Origin of the sequence: Amycolatopsis sp. NPDC051758, assembly GCF_044453095.1 — a bacterium.
Classification (GTDB): Bacteria; Actinomycetota; Actinomycetes; order Mycobacteriales; family Pseudonocardiaceae; genus Amycolatopsis.
On sequence record NZ_JBITCJ010000001.1, the window covers coordinates 802233 to 826760 of the forward strand.

Here is a 24528-nt window from a genome sequence, read left to right on the forward strand (position 1 = left end):
GGGCCCCGCTCACACCCCCAGCGCGGTGGTGAGCGGGGCCCTCAGGTCAGCGCGGCGGTGCCGGTCACGTGGGCGACGGCGGCGGCGAACCGGTTGGCGAGGCGCTTGCCCTCGCCCCAGTCGAAGAGGCCGAACTTCAGGCTGGTGGTGATCGTGAGCATCGAGCCGCCCGCGACCTGCGAAACGAGCACGGTGATCACCTGACCCCAGCTGAAGAAGGTCACTCCGGTCTTGAAGAACACGGTCCCTTGCTGCCGGTCGTACCACGGGGTCGACCCGCCGAGCACCGCGACTCCGGCGGGGAGCGCGTTCCACAGCACCTGGGGCGGCGCCGGATAACTCAGCTGCACAGTCGTCACGGCGGTGAACCTACCGGCCGCACGGCTCCCCGGTAACCGTGTTTTTACGGTCATCGCGGGGCTCACCCGGCGTAGTCCCACTGCTCGGAACAGCCGCTATTCCACATACCGGGCAGTCCAGCACCGCCTTCACCAGCCGCGTCCCGACCTGAGAGACTGGCGCCATGACCGACGCTGAGTTGACCATCCCCGCAGACCTCAAGCCGGCCGACGGCCGCTTCGGCTGCGGACCGTCGAAGGTCCGCGCCGAGCAGCTGAGCGCCCTGGCGGAGTCCGGCTCCACCTACCTCGGCACGTCGCACCGGCAGAAGCCGGTCAAGTCCCTCGTCGGGCGCGTCCGGGCGGGCCTGTCCGAGCTGTTCTCCCTGCCCGAGGGCTACGAGGTGTTCCTCGGCAACGGCGGCACCACGGCGTTCTGGGACGCGGCCGCGTTCGGCCTGGTCCGCGAGCGCTCGCAGCACTTCACCTACGGCGAGTTCTCCTCGAAGTTCGCCTCCGTCACCAAGGGCGCGCCGTTCCTGGCCGACCCGATCGTCGTCAAGGCCGACGCGGGCAGCGCGCCCGAGATCGCCTACGAAGCCGGCGCGGACCTGGTCGGCTGGGCGCACAACGAGACGTCCACCGGGGTGGCCGTCCCGGTGCGCCGCCCCGAAGGCTCCGACGGCGCGCTCGTCGCGATCGACGCCACCTCGGGCGCCGGCGGCCTCCCGGTCAAGGCCGAGGACTTCGACGTCTACTACTTCGCGCCGCAGAAGTCGTTCGCCGCGGACGGCGGGCTGTGGATCGCGCTGGCCTCGCCCGCCGCGGTCGAGCGGATCGGCGAGATCGGCGGCGGCGACCGCTGGATCCCGGAGTTCCTGTCGCTGACCACCGCGCTGGACAACTCCCGGAAGGACCAGACGTACAACACCCCGGCCGTCGCGACGCTCTTCCTGCTCGCCGAGCAGATCGAGTGGATGAACGGCCAGGGCGGCCTCGAGTGGACGACCGCGCGCACGAAAGACTCGTCGTCGCGGCTGTACGAGTGGGCCGAGAAGACGAGCTACACCACGCCGTTCGTGAAGGACCCGGAGCTGCGCTCGCAGGTCGTCGGCACGGTGGACTTCGCCGACGAGGTCGACGCCGCCGCGGTGGCGAAGGTGCTGCGCGCCAACGGGATCGTCGACACCGAGCCGTACCGCAAGCTGGGCCGCAACCAGCTGCGCGTCGGCCTGTTCCCGGCCATCCACCCGGACGACATCACGAAGCTCACGCAGAGCATCGAGTACGTCGTCGAGCGGCTGGGCAGCTGATCTAGACGTCCGTGAGGGCCGCGTCGAGGGACTCCCTCGGCGCGGCCTTCGCTTTGTTCAGGCGACGGGCGGCGAGCGCCGCGAGGACCAGCAGGGCCAGGCCGAAGAGTGCGTAGGCCTCCGTCGCGAGCCACCAGCCCACGGACGACGCCGGGCGCGGCGCGAACCACATCGGACCCCAGATGAACAACGCCAGCCCGGCCACGACGACGGCGCCGGACCACCACATCACGACGCGGTCGCTCCGCCAGGCCCGGACGCCGTAGTACCCGGCCAGGACGAGGATCGGCACGCACCACGTCCAGTGGTGGGTCCACGAGATCGGCGACACCAGCAGCCCGCCGAGCGCGCACGCGGTCAGCGCGAGCACCGGCTCGCCCGCCCGCACGATGACCACCGCGACCAGGGCCATCACGGCGAGCGCGGCCAGCAGCCAGACGACGTTCCCAGTGGTCTCCGGCAGGCCGATCCGCGTCACCAGCCCGCGCAGCGACTGGTTGCCGACGTAGTCGACACCGCCGATCCGGCCCGCGTCGAAGACGAGTTTCGTCCAGTACGTGAAGGACGCCGACGGCCGGACCAGCCACAGCAGCGCCCCCGCCGCCACGAACCCGAGGACGACCCGCGCGGCCGACTTGAAGTCGCGGCGGAACAGGAAGTACACGACGAACACCGCGGGGGTCAGCTTGATGGCCGCGGCGACGCCGATGAGCAGGCCCTTCGTCCGCCCGCGCTGCCCGGGCAGCAGGACGTCGAGCACCACCAGCACCATGAGCAGCGCGTTGATCTGGCCGAAGCCGAGCGTCGAGCGCACCGGCTCCAGCAGGGCCCCGGCGAGCTGTGCGCCGATGGCGACCAGCGCGGCCACCGCCCGGCCGTGGACCTTCGACGAGTCGGTCAGCGAGCCGTTGAGCGTCGCGACGTAGAGGTACGCGACCACGCCGGTCGCGATGATCGACGCGATGCTGACCAGCTTCATCGTCACCGCGAACGGCAGCAGCGTGCCGGGCAGGAACACCGCCGCGGCGAACGGCGTGTAGGTGAACGGCAGCAGGATCTGGTGCGTGGTCGGCACCCAGGCGTCGTACGGCGAGCCCTGGCCGGCCAGGGCCTTCGCGCCACCCAGGTAGACCTCCAGGTCGAGGCCGTCGAACCGCTTCAGCAGGAGCACCAGCACGACGGCCGCGATCTCGAGCACGACCAGCGCCCCCGCCAGCTTCCGCCCCGACCACCCAGCCACCGACACGTGCTTTCCCCCTCAGCCAGGCCTCAGACCGGCCGAGATTACCGGGCGCTCAGCAGCAGCCGCGCACCGGCAACCGCCTTGACCTGGCGTTCGCCGAGACGGCCGGCCGGTTCGCCGCGGTCTCGACGTCCGCCAGCATCCGGTCCAGCGTGCCCCGTTCGAGGACGCGCCCGGCGGTGACGACGGTGTTGATCCGGCGCACCGCACCGATGTCGGCGAGCGGGTCGGCGTCGAGCAGCACCAGGTCGGCGACCTTGCCGGGGGTGATCGTCCCGGCGGTGCCCGCGCGCCCGAGGAACACGGCCGCGTCGCGGGTCACCGACTGCAGCGCGCGGCGCGGGGTCAGCCCGGCCTGGACCAGGAGGTCCAGCTCGTCGTGCAGGCTGAAGCCCGGGTAGACGTACGGGTTCTCGCAGTCGGTGCCGCCCAGGAGCCCGACGCCGGCCCGGTGCGCCGCGCCGGTCAGCTCCACCTGGGCCTCGAAGTAGGCCTGCTGCTGGGCGACCTGTTCCGGCGTGACCGGGGTGAACATCGGCAGCCGGTCGGCCCAGTAGGCGCGGATGTCCGGTGAGACGTACTTGAGCCGCGGGTCGTCCGCGTGGACGCCGGCCGGGCGGGAGATCACGCGGTTGACCACCAGCGTCGGGCTCAGCCAGCTGTTCGCTGCCTTCAGCCCCGCGAAGTGGCGGCCCGCAGTCACCGGGTCGTAGGCCTGGGCCGCCTGCCGGTCGAGTTCGCGGGCGAGGTTGAAGAAGTCGCGCTTGGCGTTCAGGTCGAACGGCGTCGCGTCGAGCCGGGCCAGGAACTCGTCCCGGCGGCTCGACGTCGCGATCGAGAGGCCGAAGAGGTGCTCGAAGCTGCGCTGCCCGGCGCGGGCGGCGTCGAGCTGGCGGATCCGGTACGGCCAGTGCCCGCCGAACGGCACGCCGGAGCGCCGGCACTCGTCGGCGATCGCGGCGAAGGCGTCGGGCGGCAGGTAGAAGTACACCTTGACGAAGTCCGCCCCCTGGGCGACGGCGGTCCGGACCGCCGCCCGCCCCTCCTGCGCGTTCCTGACCAGCTGGACCGGCGGGCCGAGCAGCGACTCGGGGCCGTCGAGGACCGCGCTGGCCAGCACGACCCGCGGGCCGAGCAGCTCGCCGCGGGTGATCTTGTCGCGAGTCGCGCGGTTCTCGGCGTACCCCTGCATCTCCCGGATGCCGGTGACACCGTTGGCCAGGAACAGCGGCGGCCACAGGTCCTCGTAGTCGATGCCGTGGGCGTGCATGTCCCACAGGCCGGGGACGAGGTGGCGGCCGCGGCCGTCGACGACCCGGGCGCCGGGCAGGCCCGGCAGCTCGGCGGCCGGGCCGACCCAGGCGATCCGGTCGCCGACCAGCACAACCGCGGAGCCCGGCCGGGCCGGGCCGTCCGTGCCGTCGACGACGGTCGCCCCGAGCACCACCACGACCTCGGTGCCGGCCGCCGCGGCCTCCTGCGCGAAGGCCGCCGGGGCGATGCCCGCGGCGGCCAGCCCCGCGCCCGCCGCGGCGAGCCACCGCAGGAAGTCACGCCGGTTCGCCTCGACTCGCACCACAGTTGCCCGCCTCTCGATCAATCCCCCGTTCGCCCCATTCAACGCGGGCTGATCGGACGAGAAGTCTCCCTGAGTGCGGGACTGCCGGGTGATCGGCACTGTGCCGTGTGTCACCGATCCGGCCACAGTCACGACCGAAACGGCCCACAGCAACGGTTACGTCACCCGGCAGTCAGTGCCCTCGCTCAGGCGAGCGCCTGGGTGGGTGCGAGCCGCGCCGCCCGGACCGCCGGGTAGGCCCCGGCGACCGCGCCGACCAGTGCCGCGACGCCGACCCCGCCGGCCAGCGCGCCCCACGGCAGCACCGCCGGCCAGCCCTGGCTCAGCGCGTACCCCGCCGTCACCAGCACTCCGGCCAGGACGCCGGCGAGGCCGCCGAGCCCGGACAGCAGCACCGATTCGGCCAGGAACTGCCCGCGGACCTGGCGTTTCGTGGCCCCGAGCGCGCGGCGCAAGCCGATCTCGCGCCGGCGTTCCAGCACCGAGATGACCATCGTGTTCGCCACCCCGACCCCGCCGACGAGCAGCGCGACCCCGCCGAGACCGAGGAACAGCGCGCTGTACGTCGTGTCCGTCAGCTTCTGCGCGGCGAGCGCGTCCGACGGGCGGCGCACCTCGACCTCGTTCGGCGCCTGCGGGTTCAGCGTCGCGCCCAGCACCGACCGCACACTGTCCACCTGGGACTCCTCGGCGCGGACGTACACAGTGGACGGGTGGCCGTCGAAACCCAGCAGCCGCTTCGCGACGTCCCAGCCGACCAGCGCCGACCGCTCGACCTCCGGCGCGAGCGGCATCGGCGAGAGGATCCCGACGACGGTGAACCACTGCGACCCGATCAGCACCTGCGGCGGCCGCGCCGGGTCGATGTGGTCGATGCCGAGCCGGGCCGCGGCCTGGGACCCGAGCACCGTCACCGGGTAGTTCTGGTTGCCCGCCGCCAGAAACGCCCCGGCCCGGACCTTCCCGCCGAGCACACCCAGCAGGTCCGGCCGTGCCGCGAACACGGCGAGCCCGGAGGTTTCGTCCGCCGGGATCTTGTCGCTGCGCCGCACGCTCGCCGACGTCGTCCCGGTGCCGCTGGCCGCCTGCACCGGCCCGATCCGCTTGGCCATCGGGACGGCGTCGTCGGGCAGCGTCGCGTCGTCCCCGAAGAGCGTCTGCCCCGGCCCGGCGGAGAGCAGGTTGGTGCCGAGCGCCGCGAGCTTGTCGTGCAGGGCCTGCGCGCCGGACGCCGGGATCGCCAGCACCGCGACCATCGCCGCGACGCCGATCGCGATGCCCAGCGCGGAAAGCACCGCGCGCACCGGCCGCGTGCGCATGCCGTGCGCACCGAGCGCAACGACGTCCGGTGGTTTGAGCCGGGCGGGTTCCGGCAGTGTCACCAGCGTCATCGCGCACCCACCAGGCCGGTGTCCAGCCGCAGGCGCCCGTCGAGCAGCTCGATCCGGCGTGGCATGCCCGCGGCGATCTCCCGGTCGTGGGTGATCACGACGATCGTGGTGCCGTCCGCGGACAGCTCGCCGAGCAGCGAGAGCACGGCCGCGCCGGTGCCGGTGTCGAGGTTGCCGGTCGGCTCGTCGGCCAGCAGGATCGCCGGGTTGTTGACCACCGCCCGGGCGATCGCGACACGCTGGCGTTCCCCGCCGGAGAGCTCACCGGGCCGGTGCCACGCCCGGTGTCCCAGCCCGACGCGTTCGAGCGCCACCAGCGCCCGCCCGCGCCGCCGTCGCCGCGGCACGCCCGCGTAGAGCAGGCCGGTGCAGACGTTGTCCACCGCACTCATCCCTTCGTCGAGGAAGAACTGCTGGAACACGAACCCGATCCAGCGTGACCGCAGCGCGGAGACCTTCCGGTCCGACAGCGCGGCGACGTCGTGGCCGCGCAGCTCCACCCGGCCCGCCGACGGCCGGTCGAGGGTGCCCATCAGGTGCAGCAGGGTCGACTTCCCGGACCCGGACGGCCCGACGATCGCCACCATCTCGCCGTCCTCGAGCGAGAGCGAGACGCCGTCGAGCGCGGCGACCCCGCCGGGGTAGGTGCGCGTCACCTCGTCGACGCGCAGCACGGGTGTCACGACGTCGTCACCACCCGCATGCCCTCGGTCAGGCCGTTGCCGGTGATCTCGACCTTGCCACCGCTGAACAGTCCCGTTTGGACGGCGATCAGCCGGCGCTTGCCGTTCTCGTCGACCTCGACGGCGTAACCGCCTTCGGCGAGCGCGACCAGCGCGCCGACCGGGACCGCGAGCACGCCGGAGTGGACGTCCTTGGTGAACCGGACGGTCGCCGGCGACGAGTCGAGCGTGCCGCCCGCCGCGGGGTCGTCGAGCCGGACGCTCACGGTGATCTTGGGCTTGCCGTCGTCCTGGCCCATGGCGTCCTTGCCCTCGACCGCGGACTTGCCGACGTCGGTGATCGTGCCCGGCGTCGTCTTCCCGTTGATCGTCACGGACGCCTTAGCGCCCTGCTGGGCGAGTTCCTGCTTCGCCGCGTCGAGCTTCACCTGCACCGAGCGGACGGTGCCGGTCGTCTTGAGCACGTCACCCTGCGCCGGCGAGCCGAGCTTGGCCGACAGCGCCGACACCCGGAGCTCGCCCGCCGCGAGCACGACGTCACCCTGGCCGAACGCGCCGGTCTGCTCCAGCCCCAGCGCCTTCTGCCACTTCTTCAGCGCGGCCGCCGTCGCCGACGTGAACTTCTTGTCCGGCGTGCCGAACCCGCCGTACCCGCACGCCTTGAGGTTCTCCTCCAGCTGCTTGACGTCCGCGCCGTCGTCGGCGCCCGCGGCGAGGTCGCGGTAGAACGGCAGCGTGCCGTAGAAGAGCGGCACCGGCTTCGCGTCCACTCCGTACACCGGCTTGCAGCGGGTCAGGGTGGCGCCGGCGTCGGGCAGCGAAGTGATCGTGCCGGGCTTGCGGCCCTGGACGCTCGACTCCTCGCCGTACCCGAGGGTGCCGTCGGCTTCCTCCTCTTCACTCAGGTCGGTCTTGGCCACCTCCGCCGTCTCGACCGGCGGCGGTGCGGCCTCCTGCACGGTGGTCGCGTCCGAAACCCGCGTCAAGATCACGACGGAGCTGGTGCCCAGCACCACGACGATCACCGCGCCGGCGACGAACCATCGGGTGCGCCCGCGGCGGCGGGCCTTGAGGTGGGCCACTTCGCTCATTGGCCGGCCGCCTCGGAGTGGACGCTCATGCCCATGCCGCACGCCTTCGCGGCCTCTTCGACCTTCTTCGGGTCCTCGCCCTCGCCGCCGATCCGCGTGGCGCCCTTGCCGGTGGGATCGGGGTCGGGCATGTCGACACCGTGCTCCCGCATGCACTTGGCCTGCTTGCGCATCTTGTCGAGCTCTTCGGCGCTCGGCGGCTTCATCTCCCCGCCGTTGGGCATGAGGTGCTTGCACGCGTTCTGCGCGGCGTCGAGCTTCGAGCGATCCTTCTCGTCCCCGCCCAGCGTGATCGCCATGCCGCCGCCGTCGCCCGCGGGCTTCGGGTCGGGCATGTCGACGCCGTGCTCGCGCATGCACTTGGCGAAGTCGCGCATCTTGTCCTCGTCGCTCTTGCCGCTGGTGTCGGCCGCGGTGGGCCCGCCCGACTGCGGCGGTGTCGAGATCGAGGCGACCTTGTCACCGTCGTCCGCCTTCGCGCCGCAGCCCCCGAGCAGCAGGGCCGCCCCGAGCGCCGCGACGGCGATCCGTGTCCGCATGGCTCGCTCCTTTCGTCCGGATGGGTGCCAGGTCTACGGATCGGGGGATTCGGGCGCGCTAAGCGACGTCGCTTATGCGGTCCTTATGGCCTCCCTGCGCAGACTGGGCGGGTGCGTGTGCTGGTGGTGGAGGACGAGCGGCTGCTGGCCGACTCGGTTGCGGAGGGGTTGCGGCGCTTCGCCATGGCCGTCGACGTCTGCTACGACGGCGAGCAGGCCCTCGAACGGGTCGGCGTCCACGGGTACGACGTCGTGGTGCTGGACCGCGACCTGCCGAAGGTGCACGGCGACGAGGTCTGCGCCGCCGTGGTCCGGGCGGGCGGTGAGGCGCGGGTGCTGATGCTGACCGCGGCCGCCGACGTCACCGACCGCGTCGCCGGCCTGGGGGTCGGCGCCGACGACTACCTGACGAAGCCGTTCGCGTTCGCCGAGCTGGTCGCCCGGGTGCAGGCGCTTTCGCGGCGCGCGCGGCCCGCGTTGCCGCCGGTGCTGGAACACGACGGTGTTGTCCTCGACCTGCCCCGCCACCAGGCCGCCCGCGACGGCCGGTTCCTGCTGCTCTCGCCGAAGGAGTTCGCCGTGCTCGAGGTGCTCATGCGGGCGGAGGGCGCGGTCGTCAGCGCCGAAGACCTGCTGGAAAAGGCGTGGGACGAGCACGCGGACCCGTTCACCAACGCGGTGCGCGTCGCGGTGATGACGTTGCGGCGCAAGCTCGGCGACCCACCGGTGATCGAGACCGTGCCCGGCGCCGGCTACCGCTTCGGCACCCCGTGAACGGCATCTCGGTCCGGACGAAGCTGACCGCCTGGTACGGCGCGCTCTTCCTGCTCGCCGGGCTCGTCCTGGTCGTCATCAACTACCTGCTGGTGCAGAGCACGCTGCCCGACCCGGCCCGGGTCGCCTCGACGACGATCGGCTCGGCCGACCTGACCTACGGCGTCGCGGCCGACACCGTGGGGTCGCCGGGCGTGGCGGTGCGGCTGCTCAGCGGCTCGCTCGACGAGTACCGCTCCTCGACGCTGTCCACGCTGGTCGTCGGCTCGGCGATCGCGCTGGTGGTGACGGCGGCGCTGGCCGTGCTGTTCGGCTGGCTGATGGCGGGCCGGGCGCTGCGGCCGCTGCACGACATCACCTCGGCCGCGCGCCGGCTGGAGGCGGGCAAGCTCGACCGGCGGATCAACCTCGATGGCCCGCCCGACGAGCTGAAGGAGCTGGCCGACACCTTCGACGGCATGCTCGACCGGCTGGCGGAGTCGTTCGACAGCCAGAAGCGGTTCGTCGCGAACGCGTCCCACGAGCTGCGGACGCCCCTGGCGGTACAGCGGACGCTGATCGAGGTGGCGATGGCCGACCCGGAAGTGGCGCCGGAGCTGCGCAAGCTCGGCACGCACCTGCTGCACACCAACGAGCGCAGCGAACGGATGATCGAGGGCCTGCTGATCCTCGCCCGCAGCGACCGCGGGCTCCACGCGCGGGCGCCGGTGCGCCTGGACGAAGTGGTGGCGTCGGTCGTGCGGGCGACGTCCGCCCAGGCCGCCTCGGCCGGGGTGAAGGTGGAGACCCGGCTGCGGCCGCGCGTGGTCGCCGGCGACCCGGTGCTGCTGGAGCGGCTGGTGACGAACCTGGTGGTCAACGCGATCACGTACAACGCTTCGGGGGGCTGGGTCTACGTCGAGGTTCGCGGGGATCCGGCGCTCGAGATCCGCAACTCCGGTCCGGTGGTGCCGCCCGAAGCCGTGCCGACGCTGTTCGAGCCGTTCCGCCGGATCAACGGGGCCGAGCGGACCGGCGACACGCGCAACGCGGGGCTCGGGTTGTCGATCGTCCGCTCGGTCGCCCAGGCCCACGGCGGGTACGCCGAAGCCCAGCCCGGCCGGCGCGGCGGTCTCACCGTGCTCGTCCGGTTGCCGCCTTCTTGATCCACTCGATCGTGACTGACCGTGTCCGGCGTGTCACGCCGACGCCGCCGACCAGGGTGACTGATGATTCGGGCGTCGCCAAGTGAACAGTGGGCAGTTCGGAACGGACTCGGCGCGCCTCGCGCGTCAAGCCGACGCGCCGTTCTAACGTGGGCACCCACAACGGTGAAGCATCGAGGAAGGCGAACAATGCGCGCGCTGCGGGTGATCGGGTTGCACGAGGACGGTAAGTCCATCGTGTGCGAAGACCCGGCGAGCCGTACGCGTTTCCTCCTCCCGGCCGATGAAAGACTGCGCGCGGCGGCGCGGGGAGACATCACCCGCCTCGGCCAGATCGAAATCGAGTTGGAGAGCCAGATGCGGCCACGCGAGATCCAGGCGCGAATCCGCGCCGGCGAATCAGTCGAGCAGGTGGCGGGCGGCGCCGGGATTTCGGAGCAGCGCGTCGAGCGCTACGCCTACCCCGTGCTCCTCGAGCGGTCGCGCACCGCCGAGCTCGCGCAGAGCGCCCACCCGGTCCGCGAAGACGGCCCCGACGTGCAGACGCTCGGCGAAGTCGTCGCGTACGGCTTCGGCGTCCGCGGGCACGACTACTCCCAGGCGACCTGGGACTCCTGGAAGGGTGACGACGGCCGCTGGGTCGTCGTGCTGCGCTGGAAGGCCGGGCGCTCGGACAACCGCGCGCACTGGGCGTTCTCGCCCGGGGCCCACGGCGGCACGGTCACGGCGCTCGACGAGAACGCCGAGGTCCTGCTCGACCCGAACGCCTACCGCGCGCCGCGCACGGTCCGCGCCATCGAGCCGGCCCGCGAGACGGAGTTCCAGCCGACGCTGGACTCGGTCGTGCCGGAGCGCGCCGAGCTGCCGGCCGCCGAGCCGGACCCGGACGACGACACCCGCGAGATCCCGCGTGTCCCGGCCGACCCCGAAGAGGACGTCGCCGAGGAGCCGCGGCCGAAGGCCAAGAAGAACCACCCGATCGTGCCGTCCTGGGAGGACGTGCTCCTCGGGGTCCGCTCACAGCGCGGCTAGGTCTCAAGCTGCGCCGCGAGTGTCTTCGGGGCCACTTGGCGGTAGGCCTCCCGCACGATCCGGTCGATCTCACCCCAGTCGACGTCGACGTCCAGCCGCACGCCCAGCCAGCCGCGGTGCCCGACGTAGGCCGGCCGGAAGAAGCGCCCGGGCTCGGTGCGCACCAGCTCCTCCTGCGCCCCCGGCGGCGCCGGGCACCAGAAGGCCAGCCTGCCGTCGCCGTGGTGGTCGTCGGCGAACATGACGAACGTCTTCTTGCCGCGCACGAACCACGCGGGCGACCCGTGGCTGAGCCGCTCGGTCGCTTCGGGCAAGGCCAGGCACAACTTCCGCAACGCGTCGAGCTGCTCCATCCGGCAAGGTTACGATGTCACGCTGAGGGAGGGTTTGCTCATGCTGCGTGACGTCCGATGACGACCATGGCGCCGGACCGCGCCTGGCAGGCCCGTCTCGGCGAGCTGCGGTTCCGCGTGTTCACCGGGGCGCCGGTGGTCGAGGTCGCGCCCGCGCAGTGGGGCCTCGACGTGTCGGTCGTCCGGCAGGCCGCGGTCTCGCGCCGGTACCGCGAAACCCCGCCCGGCCAGGCGGGCTTCCTGCGGTTCGAGTTCGCCCCCGCCTTCTTCCCGCGGCGCTTCGACCGCGGGCCGGGCACGGCCGCCGACCGCCGCCGGCTCGCCCGGCTGCTCACCCGACAGACCCAGTTCTGGGCCAGCTCACGGCGGCTGCGGCTCGGCCGCGACGACATCGGCGCGGTTGCGGCGGCCGCCGGCCTGACGGTGGCGGCCGAGGTGGCCGATTCGACCGACCGGCTCCTGCTGCTGCGGCACCCCGGGCTGCCACCCGAGGAGCTGCGGCCGCGCACGACCGCGCGCGGGCTCGGCCTCGGCGGCGTCCAAGGCCTGGTGGCGGTCCTCAGTATCGCGGGGGTCGGCGTGGGCACCTGGTTCGCCGCGACGTCCGAGCAGAAGTGGCCGATCCTGCTCATCCCGGCCGGCCTGGCCGGCGCGCTCGGCGCCCAGCTCCTGGTCCGCGCGATCGCCGGCCGGTCCCCGCGCATGCCGTGGCTGGACGAACCGTTCGACGGCGGCCACCAGGTGGTCGTCGCGCCGCCACCGTCGCTGTCGACCGAGCTGCACGGCGAAGTCGCCTCGTTGTACGGCTACTTCTACGCGGGCCAGCACCACTCCGGCCGCAACACCACGAACCTCCTGTTCGCGAAGTGCCGTCCCGGCTTGACGTTCGGCAACCCGGCGCCGGCCGCGCCGGCCCGGTTCGAGGACCCGGCCGAGGCCCCCGGCCGCGAACAATGGCTGCGCAACCACCTCGACGGCCGCGACGAGCTGTGGGTGAGCGTCCGGCACGCGAAGCTGCCGCCGGCCCGGATCACCGGGATCGCCGGTGGCGAAGGCCTGTTCCCCGTCGCGGAGTTCGCCGACCCCACCGACCGGATCCTGCTGCTGCGCCGTCCCTCCGCACCACCGGTCACCGGGCGGAGGTTCCGGATGTCGTTCGCCGGCTTCCTCGCCCCGGCGGCCTGGGTCGTGCTGTGCTTCGGCGGCAGCGGCCTGACAACCGCGATCACCGGCGACAACCGCGTCTTCACGATCGGCTTCGCCCTCACCGTGCTGGGCGTGCCGCCGCTGCTGTGGGTGCTGCGGGCCTTCCCGCGCTCGGCCCGCGTCGGCTGGCTGGCGCGGGAGTTCACCGGCAAGGCCGGCGTGACCTTCTTCTCCGGCCAGTTCGACGTCTCACCCGGCCTGGTCCGCCAGATCGCCGAGTTCCACGGCTACTTCTTCGGCACCGAGACCTCGACCCGCGCCCAGGGCACGCTCGTCACCTACGTCCGGCGCCGTTAGAGCGCGATCACCAGCACGCCGATCCACGCGATCACGACACCGCCGGCCGCGCCGTACGCGGCCCAGCGCAGGATCGGGGTGCGGCGGACCAGCCACAACGACGGCGCGATCCCGGCCGTCACGACGACCGACGCCACGAGCGCCAGCCAGCCGCTGGTCTCGCGGGCGAGCGTCGAGGCCAGCGCCAGCATGGCGACCACGACCACCGCCGCGATGAACGCCGAGACCGTCAGCCCGGTGAACCACGGGGTCGGCTCCCCCGGCGGGCCGGGCGGGCCGAGCACCGCGCGGACGAACCGGTGGCCGGGTTCGGCGGCGCGCGGCGGCGGCTCGACCACCGTGTCGGCGCCGGTCACCGGATCCACGAACCGGACGGTCGTGCCCATCACCGAGGCGAGCCGGCCGGCCAGCTGACGGCCGCGCTGGGAGACGACCGCGCCTGCTTCCGCCCCGGAATCGGCCGACACCGCGGCCGCCACGCGCGCCCACTCGTGGAGGGCCTGCGCCAGGTCGGCGCCGATCGCGAGCTTGTGCGGGTCCACCTCGCGGGCGTGCTCCCCGCCGGGGCCGGCCAGCACGGCGCGCTCACCGCGGATCCGCAGCTCCATGGTGTCCTTTCCGCTCCACCGGTCCCGAAACCAGAACCTTAGTCGGCGGACGCCAGTTCGTAGAAGGCGACGGCGGCGGCCGTGGCGATGTTGAGGGAGTCGACTCCCTCCGGCATGGGTATCCGGACCGCATGATCTGCCGCCGCCAGCGCCGTCTCGGTCAGTCCGGGACCTTCGGCGCCGAACAGCAGCGCCACCCGGCCGGGGGCGTGCTTCCGCAGCTCGCGCAGCGGAACCGAGCCCGGTCGCGGGGTGAACGCGGCGACCGAAAACCCGTGCGCCCGCAGGTCGTCGAGCCCGCCCGGCCAGTCCTGCAGGTACCCGAACGGCACCCGCAGGACATGGCCCATCGACACCCGCACGCTGCGCCGGTACAGCGGGTCGGAACAGCCGGGTCCGAGCAGGACACCGCCGACGCCGAGCGCGGCCGCGTTGCGGAAGAGCGAGCCGAGGTTTTCGTGGTCCCCCACACCTTCCAGGACGGCGATCGTGCCGGCGCCGGCCACGACTTCGGAAACCGTCAAGGGCGCCGGCCGGCCGGCGACGGCGAGAATCCCGCGGTTGAGGTGGAAGCCGACCACGTCCGCCATCACCTCCGCGGACGTGACGTACTGGGGCACGTCCGTCCCGGACAGGTCGTCCGCCAGCTCGGCAAAACGCCGTTCAACACCCAGCAGCGCCCGTACCGGGTACCGGGACGCCAGCAGCCGGGACACCACGACGGTGCCCTCGGCGATGACGAGTCCCTTGCCTCCCGGGCGGTCCGGGCGGCGGTCCGCTGTGGACAGATCGCGGAAGTCGTCGACCCGCGGGTCGTCGCGATGGTCGATCTGGATCACGCCCATCCGCCCAGTCTGTCACCCGCTTGCCGGGTGCTCCGAATGGTCCGAACGTCGAACCGGCTGTGGTACGAACGGGTTATTTTGCTGTCAGTTAACTTCTCGTGACGGAGAGCACCAGTTTGGCCGCTAGCCCGGATGCATCGACTGTGTAACGGTTGTCCGCCGGGACCTGAAACACGTTCCTAGTTCCACGCCGACACAAAGCAGGGATGGTCATGGGGATGGACCTCGCGGCTCAACCGTTCAACACGCTCGACCGGGGACGGTACCGCCGCAAGGTGCAGCGTTGCCTCGACACGCTGGCCCGCATGCTCACGGACGGCAGTTTTTCGTTCCCCCGCAAGAACATCGGCCTCGAGGTCGAGCTGAACCTGGTCGACCGCGAGCTGCGCCCGTCGATGACGAACGCCGCCGTGCTGGAGGCGCTCGACGACCCGTCGTTCACGACGGAGCTGGGCCAGCACAACCTCGAGCTGAACGTGCCGCCGCGGCCGCTGGCCGGCGATTCGGCCCTCCAGCTGGAAGACGACCTGCGCGCGTACCTCGGCACCGCGGCGTCGAAGGCCCGCGACACCGGGTCGGCGCTGGCCATGATCGGCATCCTGCCGACGTTGAAGCACGAGCACTTCGACCAGAAGTGGCTGACCAACAAGAGCCGTTACGCCACGCTGAACGACCAGATCTTCGCCGCGCGCGGGGAACGCACGGTGCTGGCCATGGAAGGCGCGCCACTGCCGGGTCAGCAGCCCGAACGCCTGCGCAGTTATGCGGAATCCATCCTTCCGGAAGCCGCGTGCACCAGCGTGCAGCTGCACCTCCAGGTCGCGCCGGAGGAGTTCGCCGCGCACTGGAACGCGGCGCAGTGCCTGGCCGGGCTGCAGATCGCGCTCGCGTCGAACTCGCCGTTCCTGCTGGGAAAGGCGTTGTGGCACGAGACGCGCATCCCGCTGTTCCTGCAGGCGACCGACACCCGGCCGGAAGAGCTGAAGAACCAGGGGGTGCGGCCGCGGGTGTGGTTCGGTGAGCGCTGGATCACGTCGATCTTCGACCTGTTCGAGGAGAACGTCCGCTACTTCCCCGGCCTGCTCCCGGAAACCGACGCCGAAGACCCGATCGAGGCGCTCGACGCGGGCCAGGCGCCGAAGCTCACCGAGCTGCGCATGCACAACGGCACCATCTGGCGCTGGAACCGGCCGGTGTACGACGTCGTCGACGGCCTGCCGCACCTGCGGGTGGAGAACCGCGTGCTGCCGGCCGGGCCGACGGTTGTCGACACGGTGGCCAACGCGGCGTTCTTCTACGGCGCCCAGCGCGCGCTCGCCGAGGCGGAGCGCCCGGTGTGGAGCCAGATGTCCTTCCAGGCCGCGGAGGAGAACCTCTACGCCGGCGCGCGCCGCGGCTTCGACGCGCAGCTGTACTGGCCGGGCATCGGCTGGATCCCGCCGGACGAGCTCGCGCTGCGTGTGCTGCTCCCGCTGGCCCACGAGGGGCTGCGCCGCTCCGACGTCTCCGACGAGGCCCGCGAGCGGTACCTGGGCATCATCGAGCGCCGCTGCCTCGCCCGGCGGACCGGGGCGACCTGGCAGCGCGACTACGTCGTGCGCGCGCAGGAACGCGGGCTGGACCGCGAAGCGGCGTTGAACCGGATGCTGGGGCGCTACCTGGAGCTGTCGGAGGCGGGCGAACCCGTGCACACCTGGACGCTGGACGACTGAGCGATAACCTGGGTGGATGCCGAAGATTATCGGTGAGTCCCTGGAGGCACACCGGCGCGAGGTCCGGGCGCGGGTCTTCGACGTCATGCGCGCGCAGCTCTACGAACGCGGCTTCGACGCCATCACGCTCGCCGGGGTCGCCGCGGCGGCCGGAGTGGGCCGGACAGCGCTGTACAACCACTTCCCGGACAAGGAAAGCCTGCTGGTCGCCTTCGTCGAGGACGAAGCCGCCCGGTACGTCACGCGGCTGACCGAGGCCGTCGAGGCGCAGGCCGACCCGATCGGCCAGCTGGCCACGTTCGTCCGGCTGCAGCTGCGTGTGCTGGCCGAGTACCACATGCCCCCGGGCACGGCGCTCGCGTCGGCGCTGGCGCCCGCGGCGTACCGCCGGATCAGCGCGCACGCCGACCCGATCACCGACCGGCTGCGCGCGATCCTCACCGGCGGGGTCGACCTGGGGCGCTGGCCCGCCGAGGACCTGGACGTCCTGATCCCGATGATCACCGCGGCGCTGGGCAACCGCGCGCTGGTCGAAGTGCCCCCTGAGCAGCTGAACGACGTCGTCGAAGCGGCGGTCCGATTTGTGCTGAGAGCGGTCGGAGCGAACATTTAGGGTAGCCTTACCCCGGATTGTGGCCTACGATCTTTCTGACAGCGTGTCAGATCGATCGCCGGGAGGCCTGCCATGTCGGTGACCACGGACGTCGACGCCCGACCGTTTTCGGCGACCTTGCGCGCGTCCACCCTCGCGGTGCACGAGAAGGCGAACTACTCGACGTACATGCGCGCCCTGCTCGGCGGTGAGCTGACGCAGGAGGGCTACACCCAGCTGGCCGTCCAGTACTACTTCATCTACGGCGCGATCGAAGCGGCGAGCGACACGATGGCCGGCCACCCGGTCGGGGGCGAGTTCGTCTTCGACGAGCTGCGGCGGCTGCCCAACCTGGAGCGCGACCTCGCGCACCTCGTCGGCCCGGACTGGCGTTCGGCGATCTCGCCGCTCGCCTCCACGCAGGCGTACGTCGACCGTGTCCGCGAAGCGTCTTCGTGGGCCGGCGGGTACGTCGCCCATCACTACACGCGCTACCTCGGCGACATCGCCGGTGGCCAGGCCATCCGGCGGCTGCTGGAGAAGAAGTACGACGTCGCCGAGGCGGGCACGCTCTTCTACCACTTCGAAGACATCGGCAGCGCGCCCAAGTTCCGCGACCGCTACCGCGCGAAGCTGGACAACGCGCCGTGGAACGAGGCCGAGCGGGCGCGGGTGATCAACGAGACGCTGGTGGCGTTCGAGTGCAACGTCGCCGTCTTCGACGAGCTGGCCCGGCGGCTCGACGAGTTCCGCGCCTGAATGATCGTCGTCACAGCTCGTTGACCTCCAGTTAAGTCCAGGTAGCAGGCTCGGTTTCGGGTGGCACGCCCTCGGGTACGCCACTGTCGAACCCGTCGTCCCACGCAGTGACGACGACTCGCCCCCGCTCGCCGCGGGAGGGCGTGTGCTACTAGGTTCGATACCGGAAACTTGTGTCGAAGACAGAAGGAGGGCCAATGGCCCGCTACGAGCTCCCCGATCTCGACTACGACTACAGCGCCCTGGCGCCCCACATCTCCGGCGAGATCAACGAGCTGCACCACAGCAAGCACCACGCGACCTACGTCAAGGGCGCGAACGACACGCTCGACAAGATCGCGGAAGCCCGCGACGCCGGTGACTTCGGCAACATCGTCGGCCTCGAGACCACGCTGGCCTTCAACCTGGCCGGCCACGCCAACCACGTCGTGTGGTGGAAGATCCTGTCGCCCGAAGGCGGCGACAAGCCGACCGGCGAGCTGGCCGCGGCGATCGACGAGGCGTTCGGCTCCTTCGACAAGTTCAAGGCGCAGTTCACCGCCGTGTCGACCACGATCCAGGGCAACGGCTGGGGCGCGCTGTCCTGGGACCCGATCGGCAAGACGCTGATCACCCAGCAGCTGCGCGATCACCACAACAACCTGATCCTGCCGACCGTGCCGATCCTGCTGGTCGACGTCTGGGAGCACGCGTTCTACCTGGACTACAAGAACGTGAAGCCGGACTACGTCAAGGCGCTGTGGAACATCTTCAACTGGGCCGAGATCTCCAAGCGGTTCGACAACGCCGTCGCCGGCGGCAACGGCCTGCTGCTCGGCTGAGCAAGCGGTTCGCGAACGGGGTCCTCCTGCTGGAGGACCCCGTTTTCGTCGTCGGGTGAATTCTCTTGACCTCGAGTGCGGTCGAGGTGTGAGAGTTGACCCATGGATGTTGACGCGTATCTGGCCCGGCTCGGTGTCGCGTGGCCCGCGGCGGCCGACCTGGCGACGTTGCGCCACCTGCAGGAACGCCACCTGGCGGCGGTCCCGTTCGAGAACCTGAGCATTCACCTGGGCGAGCCGGTCGAACTCGCTGAAGAGGCATTGTTCGCCAAGATCGTGCGCCGGCGGCGCGGCGGGTTCTGCTACGAGCTGAACGGTCTCTTCGCGGCACTGCTGCGCGAACTCGGATACACCGCTTCGCTGCGCGCGGCGCAGGTCTTCCGTCCGGACGGAACACTCGGCCCGCCCCTGGACCACGCGGCGATCGTCGTCGAGCTCGACGAGCCCTGGCTGGTCGACGTCGGTTTCGGCCGCTTCGCCCGGCACCCGGTGCGACTGTCCGGCGTGGACGCCCAGTCCGATCCGGACGGTGAGTTCCTCGTGCTGGACGCGCCCCACGGCGACGTCGACGTCTTGATGAACGGTGAGCCGCAGTACCGCCTGGAGCGCCGGCCGCGGCCGCTGAGCGACTTCGTCCCGATGGCGTGGTGGCAGTCGACGTCGCCGGAGTCGCACTTCACGAAGTCACTGACGTGCTCCCGGCCGACGTCCCAGGGCCGGGTGACACTCTCGGGCGACAAGCTGATCGAGACGGTCGAGGGCGTCCGGCACGAGGTCGTATTGCCGACCGAAGCCGCGATCCGCATGGCGTACCGGGTCTACTTCGGCCTCCCGCTGACGCGGCTGCCCACGTCACCGGGTGAGAGTCCCTTGACGAGCGGCGCGCTCAGCCCGACACTGCCGTGACCTGGCATGAACGAAGCCCCGGCCTGGGGTTCCCAGGGCCGGGGCTCCGTCCGTTCCCGAACTGACTGCCGCTCCCACCACGAAGCGGACATGTATGAGGTTAGCCTAACCTCATCTCTCTAGGCAAGAGTCTCCTCACCGAGACCCCGATCTCACTCGTTCGAGTGGCTTCAAGTGTGCGAAACCGCCGTTTTCTGTCGGTGCGTGGCGCTACGGTCACAGCGTGAACATGAGGGGGATGCACCAACCGAAAAAAGACCACACGGTCCTGATCGCGCTGTCCGTGCTGGCCGCCGTGACCCTGTTGGGCGCGGCGTTCTGGCTCGTGACGCGCGATTGGTCCGAGCCGCGGGCGGCGCCGCTGGCACTGCCGGTGTCGTGGCCGTCCGCCGGCGGTGAGCCGGTCCGGCAGGTCCCGATGCCGACCGGCGAGCTGGCCGTCGCGCTGCCGTCCCGCACGAGCGGGCACGTGCTCTGCGGCGCGATCCCGGAACAGACGTGGGCGAGTGTGCTGGGCGGCCCGGTGCTGCGGGAGGTCGACAAGAACGGGAACTGCCACGTCGTCTCGGCGAACGTCGCCGCCTCGGCCACCCTGTGGGCCGATCCGGTCGCCATGACCGGCACGCGCCCCGAGCCCGTGACCGTCGCCGGGCGCCAGGGCTCCGTGAGCACGTTCGGCCCACCCGGCTACGGCGAGATCCTCACGCTGCGGCTGAGCGGCTCCACGGCGAAGTGGACCCGGCCCAGCCTCCAGCTCATCGTGAACCGCGTGCCGGAAGACCGGGGTGAGCACGACTTCCGCGGCATGGCGCTGTCCCTGGCCGGCACGATGATCGGCGCGATCACCACACCGGGGCCGGCGCTGCCGGCCGACGGCGAGTCCCGCGAGATGACCCCGATCCCCGGCTCGGGGATCACCGACGCGCCCTACCCGTTCATCACCTGGCAGTTGTGCACGCAGCTGTCCCGCGCCCTCGGCGTCCCGCTCGGCCGGCTGAAACCCGGCTCGTTCGGGTCGTGCCGGCGGGAGGAGGACAGCAAGAGCGTCACGCTCGCCTACCACGACGAAAGCGACAACGAGTACTTCCCCGACCGGGTTGCCGGTCGCCCCGCGAAAGACGACTCGTCGGGCAACACCTTGGAGATCCAGCTTCTCGACGATTCCCGGCAGACCCTCGAGATCAGCTGGCTCGACTCGACCAAACCCGAAAAAGCCTTGGCCGACCTCGCCGAGAAGGTGGTCCCACCGCTACTGGGCCGCTAGACCTTCGCCCGCTTCAGCACCCGAAGCCCGAACCCCCGCTGGACGGGCCAGGAAACCCCGCCCCGCCGGATCAGCACCACCGCGCACACCACCGCGGCCAGCGCCGAAACCGCTCCGCCGATGTAGAAGGGAGACCGGCCGCCGAACTCCTGCGCCATCCAGCCGACCATCGGCCCGCCGATCGGGTTGCCGCCGATCAGGACCAGCACGTACAGGCCCATCACACGGCCGCGCATCTCGGGGCTGACCGACGTCTGCACCAGGGCGTTGGCCGTGTTGAGGAACGTCATCGTGGCGAAGCCGAGCGGGATCAGGCCCAGGCCGAACGTCAGGTACGTCGGCATGAACGCCGTGATCAGCTCGAACACACCGAGGAAGAACGCCGAGATCAGCATCAGCCGAACCCGCGGACGGCCCTTCGTGCCGCGGCGGGCCGACATGATCGCGCCGGTGAAGGTGCCGACCGCGACCAGGGTGGAGAGGAGACCGTAACCGTCGGCGGCGGTGTGGAAGACGTTCGCCGCGACGATCGGGAGCGAACTGAAGTAGGTGATGCCGAACGTGCTGACGAACAGCACCAGCACCATCACCGTCATCAGGTCGGAGCGCCGCCGGACGTACCGCAGGCCCTCGGCCAGCTGGCCCTTCTCGCGGGGCACCGCCGCGACGCGGAAGAGCTTGTCCGGGTTCATCATGATCAGCCCGGTGATCACGGCGATGGTGCTGGCTGCGTTCGCGATGAACAGCCAGCCGGTGCCGATCCAGGTGATCGCGAACCCGGCGATCGCCGGGCCGACGATGCGCGCCATGTTGAAGATCGACGAGTTCAGCGCGACGGCGTTCGCGATCTGGTCCCGCCCGACCATCTCGGCGACGAACGACTGCCGCGTCGGCACTTCGAGCGACGCCGTGATGCCGAGCGTGAAGCACAGGACGTAGACCTGCCACAGCGCCACGAGCCCGGTGATGTCGAGGACGCCGAGCACCACGGCCTGCAGACACGCCGCGGCCTGGATCCAGGTGAGCAGCCGGCGCTTGTCGACGCGGTCGGCGAGAACACCGGCCCACAGCGAAAGGAACAGGGTCGGCGCGAACTGCAGCGCGACCGCGATCCCGAGGGCGATGGGGTTGTTGCCGCTGAGGGTGAACACCAGCCAGTCCTGGGCGATGCGCTGCATCCAGGTGCCGATGTTCGAGATGACCTGGCCGGTGAAGAACAGCCGGTAGTTGCGGACCCGCAGGGACGCGAACATGCTGCGGCGGCGCGGTGTTTCCGAAGGTGGTGAAGCGGACGGCGGTGGGGCCGTGTCCCGGGTAGCAGTGGTATCGATGGAACGTTTGGTTTCGCTACCCGTGGCCGTCACCGTGGTTAGTTCCCCGCCATCCTGTCTATGATTTCGGCGGCTTTCGAGAGCACTTCACGCTCTTCGTCGCCGAGATCCGCCAATTGCCTGTCCAGCCACGCCTCCCGGACGGAGATGGCTTTCCGCACGTACGCCAGCCCGCTTTCGGACAGCTCGACGATGGCTTGCCTGCCATCGGTCGGGTGCGGGCGCCGCTCGACGAACCGCATCTCCTCGAGCGCGGCGATCACCCTCGTCATCGAAGGTGGCTGGACGCCTTCCTTCGCGGCGAGCTGCCCGGGGGTCAGCGCACCGCACTTGTGCAAGGTGGACAGCGCGGCGACCTGTGTGAGCGTGAGGTCGTCCCCGACGCGCTGTGCCCGCAGCCGGCGGTTGAGCCGGACCACCGCGAGACGCAGACGGCTCGCCAAGGAGCGTTCGTGCGTGTCGCCGGACATATAGTTAGCATACCTTACGATGTTTCGGCCGCACGGGTGATCTCCGTCAACCCGCAACCTGGAATACGGCCGCGCGTCCTCTCCGGAGGGACGAGACCTGGGGGTCGGATGAACAAGAAGCTGGTGGGCTCGGCCGTGATCGGCGCGGCGGTCCTGGCGATCGTGGTGGCGCAGTTCTGGCGCGGCGAAGAGGCTCCGGCGGCCGCGCCGCCACCGCCGTCGACGTCGATGCCGACGACCACCACGGTGCCCCTCAAGGGCGAATTCGTGGCTTACCAGTTCCCGGACGCGGCGGGCGGCCGCGGTTGGTCGCTCCAGATCCCGGTTCCGGCCGGCTGGGCCGCCACCGACGACAAGGACCGCGCGACCTACCGCCGCGGCGACGTGGTGCTGGAGATCGACCGGGTGCCGCTCGATCAGGAGGATCCGATGAGCGGTCTGGTGGCGCTCGACAAGAAGTCCGCCACCTTCCCGGGCCACTCGCCCGGCACCGTCAGCCCGCACGACCCCGTCGGCGGCTACGACGCCGCCAAGTGGGAGTTCAGGTACGAGCGCGACGGTGTCACCCGGCAGGTCCGCGAGATCGGCATCGGCGTCGGGGAGGCCCTGGTCACCATCCGCTACGACGCCCCGGTGGCGCAGTTCACGGACAACGTCGAAGTCCTCGCCGACGCCCTCCAGGTCACCGGCGCCGGCTGATCAGCGGAACGCCGCCTGGAGCGGGCCGACCGCGAAGTACGCGACGAACGCCAGCGCGATCACCCACATCAGCGGGTGCACCTGGCGCGCCTTGCCGGTGGCCGCGCGGATCACGACGTAGCTGACGAAGCCGGCGCCGATGCCGTTGGCGATCGAGTACGTGAAGGGCATGACGACGATGGTCAGGAACGCCGGCAGCGCGATCGAGTAGTCGGTGAAGTCGATGTCGCGCACCTGCGACATCAGCATCGCGCCGACCACGACCAGCGCCGGCGCGGCCGCCTCGACCGGCACCACCTGGTACAGCGGCGTCAGGAACATCGCGGCGATGAACAGCACACCGGTGACGACGTTCGCCAGGCCGGTGCGCGCGCCCTCGGCGATGCCGGACGCCGACTCGACGAACACCGTGTTCGAGCTGGCCGAGCCGAACCCGCCGGCCGCGCCCGCGAGGCCCTCGACGAACAGCGCCTTGCCGACGTTGGGCAGCTGGCCGTCCTTCGGCAGCAGGTCGGCCTCCTTCGCGAGGCCGGTCATGGTGCCCATCGCGTCGAAGAAGTCGGCCAGCACCAGGGTGAACACCAGCAGGCAGACGGTGATGATCGGCAGCCGCGCCCAGGCGCCGAACGAGACGTCTCCGACCAGTGACAGGTTCGGCAGGCCGACGACCTGGTCCGGCAGCGCCGGGTAACCGAGGTTCCAGCCCTTCGGGTTCGTGCCCTGCGACGGTCCGGCCTTGACGATCGCCTCGACGACGATGGCCAGCACCGTCGACGCGAGCACGCCGATCAGGATCGCGCCCTTGACCTTGCGCACGACCAGGATGCCGGTGACGAGCAGGCCGACGACGAACACCGCGGTCGGCCACGAAGCGATCGAGCCGTTGATGCCCAGGCCGACCGGGACGGTGGTGTGCGCGTCGTCCGGCAGCCGGCGCACGAACCCGGCGTCGACCAGGCCGATCAGGCAGATGAAGACGCCGATGCCGACCGCGATCGCCGACTTCAGCGACGCGGGCACGGCCCGGAACACCGCGGTCCGGAACCCGGTCAGCACGAGCGCCACGATGATGACGCCCTCGATGACGACCAGGCCCATCGCTTCCGGCCAGGTCATCTGCGGGGCGATGGTGACCGCGACCAGGCTGTTGATGCCCAGGCCGGTGGCGATCGCGAACGGGTAGTTCGCGACCAGGCCCATCAGGATGGTCATCACCCCGGCGACCAGCGCCGTGACCGCGGCGACCTGCGAGACGGGCAGGATGCCGCCGAGGAGGTCCTTGTGCGCGCCCGCGTCGTCGGCCGAGAAGCTGCCGATGATCAGCGGGTTCAGCACCACGATGTAGGCCATCGTGACGAAGGTGACCAGGCCGCCGCGCAGTTCGCGCGGCACGGTCGACCCCCGCTCGGTGATCTTGAAGAACCGGTCCAGTGTGGACGTCCCGGCGCGGGTCGTCTCCTGCTCCGCCATTCGCCTGCCCATTCTGTCGCTGCTGCGGAGTACCCTGCACCTCGTGAGTGATCCGAGCAATCCACCG

25 protein-coding genes are annotated in these 24528 nt (G+C 71.1%); 12 read left to right on the forward strand and 13 right to left on the reverse strand.

Annotated elements, in window-relative coordinates:
* Positions 1-41 precede the first annotated feature (41 nt).
* Positions 42-359, reverse strand: a complete 318-nt coding sequence (locus tag ACIA5G_RS04245; RefSeq protein WP_395920750.1) for a hypothetical protein — start codon at positions 357-359, stop codon at positions 42-44.
* Between the two features lie 164 nt (positions 360-523).
* Between ACIA5G_RS04245 and serC the strand changes: the two genes are divergently transcribed.
* Complete coding sequence (serC, locus tag ACIA5G_RS04250) at positions 524-1651, forward strand: phosphoserine transaminase (protein WP_395920751.1); 1128 nt, start codon at positions 524-526, stop codon at positions 1649-1651.
* 1 nt (position 1652) lies between these two features.
* On the opposite strand, the gene ACIA5G_RS04255 is transcribed toward serC, so the two are convergent.
* The 6 genes from ACIA5G_RS04255 to ACIA5G_RS04280 all read right to left on the reverse strand — a co-directional run bounded on the left by ACIA5G_RS04255 (position 1653) and on the right by ACIA5G_RS04280 (position 8177).
* Positions 1653-2897, reverse strand: coding sequence for a glycosyltransferase 87 family protein (locus tag ACIA5G_RS04255; RefSeq protein WP_395920752.1), 1245 nt, complete (start codon positions 2895-2897; stop codon positions 1653-1655).
* A 49-nt stretch (positions 2898-2946) separates the two neighbouring features.
* Positions 2947-4473, reverse strand: a complete 1527-nt coding sequence (locus tag ACIA5G_RS04260) for an amidohydrolase family protein (protein ID WP_395920753.1) — start codon at positions 4471-4473, stop codon at positions 2947-2949.
* Positions 4474-4658: 185 nt separating this feature from the next.
* Positions 4659-5864: an ABC transporter permease gene (locus tag ACIA5G_RS04265; RefSeq protein WP_395920754.1), complete on the reverse strand. Its 1206-nt coding sequence runs from the start codon at positions 5862-5864 to the stop codon at positions 4659-4661.
* Positions 5861-6547, reverse strand: coding sequence for an ABC transporter ATP-binding protein (locus ACIA5G_RS04270; protein ID WP_395920755.1), 687 nt, complete (start codon positions 6545-6547; stop codon positions 5861-5863). The genes ACIA5G_RS04265 and ACIA5G_RS04270 overlap by 4 nt, the downstream gene beginning before the upstream one ends.
* The gene (locus ACIA5G_RS04275; protein WP_395920756.1) at positions 6544-7638 is read right to left on the reverse strand and encodes a peptidoglycan-binding protein; all 1095 of its coding nucleotides are present in this window, start codon (positions 7636-7638) and stop codon (positions 6544-6546) included. Before ACIA5G_RS04275 ends, ACIA5G_RS04270 begins: the two co-directional genes overlap by 4 nt.
* Entirely contained in the window at positions 7635-8177 is a 543-nt protein-coding gene (locus ACIA5G_RS04280; RefSeq protein ID WP_395920757.1) for a hypothetical protein, read from the reverse strand. Before ACIA5G_RS04280 ends, ACIA5G_RS04275 begins: the two co-directional genes overlap by 4 nt.
* A 111-nt stretch (positions 8178-8288) precedes the next feature.
* On the opposite strand from ACIA5G_RS04280, the gene ACIA5G_RS04285 reads away from it, so the two are divergent.
* From ACIA5G_RS04285 to sepH, 3 genes are all read left to right on the forward strand, one after another.
* On the forward strand, positions 8289-8951 hold the full coding sequence (locus ACIA5G_RS04285) for a response regulator transcription factor (protein ID WP_395920758.1): 663 nt from the start codon (positions 8289-8291) through the stop codon (positions 8949-8951).
* Positions 8948-10096 (forward strand): sensor histidine kinase, encoded by a 1149-nt coding sequence (locus ACIA5G_RS04290; protein ID WP_395920759.1) that lies wholly within the window; start codon positions 8948-8950, stop codon positions 10094-10096. Before ACIA5G_RS04285 ends, ACIA5G_RS04290 begins: the two co-directional genes overlap by 4 nt.
* A 189-nt stretch (positions 10097-10285) precedes the next feature.
* A complete protein-coding gene (sepH, locus tag ACIA5G_RS04295) occupies positions 10286-11128 on the forward strand; it encodes a septation protein SepH (protein ID WP_395920760.1) in 843 nt (280 codons plus the stop codon).
* Here the strand turns inward: sepH and ACIA5G_RS04300 are convergent.
* Complete coding sequence (locus ACIA5G_RS04300) at positions 11125-11481, reverse strand: MmcQ/YjbR family DNA-binding protein (protein ID WP_395920761.1); 357 nt, start codon at positions 11479-11481, stop codon at positions 11125-11127. The two genes, sepH and ACIA5G_RS04300, sit on opposite strands and share 4 nt — an antisense overlap.
* Before the next feature lie 57 nt (positions 11482-11538).
* Here ACIA5G_RS04300 and ACIA5G_RS04305 point away from each other — a divergent pair, with 57 nt between their 5' ends.
* On the forward strand, positions 11539-12984 hold the full coding sequence (locus tag ACIA5G_RS04305; RefSeq protein WP_395920762.1) for a hypothetical protein: 1446 nt from the start codon (positions 11539-11541) through the stop codon (positions 12982-12984).
* On the opposite strand, the gene ACIA5G_RS04310 is transcribed toward ACIA5G_RS04305, so the two are convergent.
* Positions 12981-13592 (reverse strand): DUF2537 domain-containing protein, encoded by a 612-nt coding sequence (locus ACIA5G_RS04310; protein WP_395920763.1) that lies wholly within the window; start codon positions 13590-13592, stop codon positions 12981-12983. The genes ACIA5G_RS04305 and ACIA5G_RS04310 overlap by 4 nt on opposite strands.
* Positions 13593-13630: 38 nt before the next feature.
* Complete coding sequence (locus tag ACIA5G_RS04315) at positions 13631-14437, reverse strand: TrmH family RNA methyltransferase (protein ID WP_395920764.1); 807 nt, start codon at positions 14435-14437, stop codon at positions 13631-13633.
* 212 nt (positions 14438-14649) lie between these two features.
* Between ACIA5G_RS04315 and ACIA5G_RS04320 the strand changes: the two genes are divergently transcribed.
* The 6 genes from ACIA5G_RS04320 (at position 14650) to ACIA5G_RS04345 (ending at position 20491) form a co-directional block, all read left to right on the forward strand.
* Complete coding sequence (locus ACIA5G_RS04320) at positions 14650-16149, forward strand: glutamate-cysteine ligase family protein (RefSeq protein WP_395920765.1); 1500 nt, start codon at positions 14650-14652, stop codon at positions 16147-16149.
* A 16-nt stretch (positions 16150-16165) separates the two neighbouring features.
* Positions 16166-16762, forward strand: coding sequence for a TetR/AcrR family transcriptional regulator (locus ACIA5G_RS04325; protein WP_395920766.1), 597 nt, complete (start codon positions 16166-16168; stop codon positions 16760-16762).
* A gap of 72 nt (positions 16763-16834) precedes the next feature.
* Complete coding sequence (locus tag ACIA5G_RS04330; protein WP_395920767.1) at positions 16835-17500, forward strand: heme oxygenase (biliverdin-producing); 666 nt, start codon at positions 16835-16837, stop codon at positions 17498-17500.
* Between the two features lie 197 nt (positions 17501-17697).
* Positions 17698-18321 (forward strand): superoxide dismutase, encoded by a 624-nt coding sequence (locus tag ACIA5G_RS04335; RefSeq protein ID WP_103336673.1) that lies wholly within the window; start codon positions 17698-17700, stop codon positions 18319-18321.
* A gap of 102 nt (positions 18322-18423) precedes the next feature.
* Positions 18424-19227 carry an arylamine N-acetyltransferase gene (locus ACIA5G_RS04340; protein ID WP_395920768.1) on the forward strand — a complete coding sequence of 268 codons (804 nt, stop codon included), beginning with the start codon at positions 18424-18426 and terminating at the stop codon, positions 19225-19227.
* Positions 19228-19465: 238 nt separating this feature from the next.
* Positions 19466-20491 carry a hypothetical protein gene (locus ACIA5G_RS04345; protein ID WP_395920769.1) on the forward strand — a complete coding sequence of 342 codons (1026 nt, stop codon included), beginning with the start codon at positions 19466-19468 and terminating at the stop codon, positions 20489-20491.
* On the opposite strand, the gene ACIA5G_RS04350 is transcribed toward ACIA5G_RS04345, so the two are convergent.
* Entirely contained in the window at positions 20488-21744 is a 1257-nt protein-coding gene (locus ACIA5G_RS04350) for an MFS transporter (RefSeq protein WP_395920770.1), read from the reverse strand. The genes ACIA5G_RS04345 and ACIA5G_RS04350 overlap by 4 nt on opposite strands.
* A gap of 116 nt (positions 21745-21860) precedes the next feature.
* Positions 21861-22292 (reverse strand): MarR family winged helix-turn-helix transcriptional regulator, encoded by a 432-nt coding sequence (locus ACIA5G_RS04355; RefSeq protein ID WP_395920771.1) that lies wholly within the window; start codon positions 22290-22292, stop codon positions 21861-21863.
* A gap of 108 nt (positions 22293-22400) precedes the next feature.
* Here ACIA5G_RS04355 and ACIA5G_RS04360 point away from each other — a divergent pair, with 108 nt between their 5' ends.
* A complete protein-coding gene (locus ACIA5G_RS04360) occupies positions 22401-22991 on the forward strand; it encodes a hypothetical protein (protein ID WP_395920772.1) in 591 nt (196 codons plus the stop codon).
* Here the strand turns inward: ACIA5G_RS04360 and ACIA5G_RS04365 are convergent, their stop codons facing one another.
* Positions 22992-24461, reverse strand: coding sequence for an NCS2 family permease (locus tag ACIA5G_RS04365; protein WP_395921878.1), 1470 nt, complete (start codon positions 24459-24461; stop codon positions 22992-22994).
* Positions 24462-24528 lie beyond the last annotated feature (67 nt).

Bases quoted from the DNA above. Each gene is read 5' to 3' on its own strand.
- serC (WP_395920751.1), top strand. From the start codon at position 524: ATGACCGACGCTGAGTTGACCATCCCCGCAGACCTCAAGCCGGCCGAC.
- ACIA5G_RS04265 (WP_395920754.1), bottom strand. From the start codon at position 5,864: ATGACGCTGGTGACACTGCCGGAACCCGCCCGGCTCAAACCACCGGAC.
- ACIA5G_RS04275 (WP_395920756.1), bottom strand. From the start codon at position 7,638: ATGAGCGAAGTGGCCCACCTCAAGGCCCGCCGCCGCGGGCGCACCCGA.
- ACIA5G_RS04280 (WP_395920757.1), bottom strand. From the start codon at position 8,177: ATGCGGACACGGATCGCCGTCGCGGCGCTCGGGGCGGCCCTGCTGCTC.
- sepH (WP_395920760.1), top strand. From the start codon at position 10,286: ATGCGCGCGCTGCGGGTGATCGGGTTGCACGAGGACGGTAAGTCCATC.
- ACIA5G_RS04300 (WP_395920761.1), bottom strand. From the start codon at position 11,481: ATGGAGCAGCTCGACGCGTTGCGGAAGTTGTGCCTGGCCTTGCCCGAA.
- ACIA5G_RS04305 (WP_395920762.1), top strand. From the start codon at position 11,539: ATGACGACCATGGCGCCGGACCGCGCCTGGCAGGCCCGTCTCGGCGAG.
- ACIA5G_RS04310 (WP_395920763.1), bottom strand. From the start codon at position 13,592: ATGGAGCTGCGGATCCGCGGTGAGCGCGCCGTGCTGGCCGGCCCCGGC.
- ACIA5G_RS04315 (WP_395920764.1), bottom strand. From the start codon at position 14,437: ATGGGCGTGATCCAGATCGACCATCGCGACGACCCGCGGGTCGACGAC.
- ACIA5G_RS04320 (WP_395920765.1), top strand. From the start codon at position 14,650: ATGGGGATGGACCTCGCGGCTCAACCGTTCAACACGCTCGACCGGGGA.
- ACIA5G_RS04325 (WP_395920766.1), top strand. From the start codon at position 16,166: ATGCCGAAGATTATCGGTGAGTCCCTGGAGGCACACCGGCGCGAGGTC.
- ACIA5G_RS04330 (WP_395920767.1), top strand. From the start codon at position 16,835: ATGTCGGTGACCACGGACGTCGACGCCCGACCGTTTTCGGCGACCTTG.
- ACIA5G_RS04335 (WP_103336673.1), top strand. From the start codon at position 17,698: ATGGCCCGCTACGAGCTCCCCGATCTCGACTACGACTACAGCGCCCTG.
- ACIA5G_RS04340 (WP_395920768.1), top strand. From the start codon at position 18,424: ATGGATGTTGACGCGTATCTGGCCCGGCTCGGTGTCGCGTGGCCCGCG.
- ACIA5G_RS04345 (WP_395920769.1), top strand. From the start codon at position 19,466: ATGCACCAACCGAAAAAAGACCACACGGTCCTGATCGCGCTGTCCGTG.
- ACIA5G_RS04350 (WP_395920770.1), bottom strand. From the start codon at position 21,744: ATGTTCGCGTCCCTGCGGGTCCGCAACTACCGGCTGTTCTTCACCGGC.
- ACIA5G_RS04355 (WP_395920771.1), bottom strand. From the start codon at position 22,292: ATGTCCGGCGACACGCACGAACGCTCCTTGGCGAGCCGTCTGCGTCTC.
- ACIA5G_RS04360 (WP_395920772.1), top strand. From the start codon at position 22,401: ATGAACAAGAAGCTGGTGGGCTCGGCCGTGATCGGCGCGGCGGTCCTG.
- ACIA5G_RS04365 (WP_395921878.1), bottom strand. From the start codon at position 24,461: ATGGCGGAGCAGGAGACGACCCGCGCCGGGACGTCCACACTGGACCGG.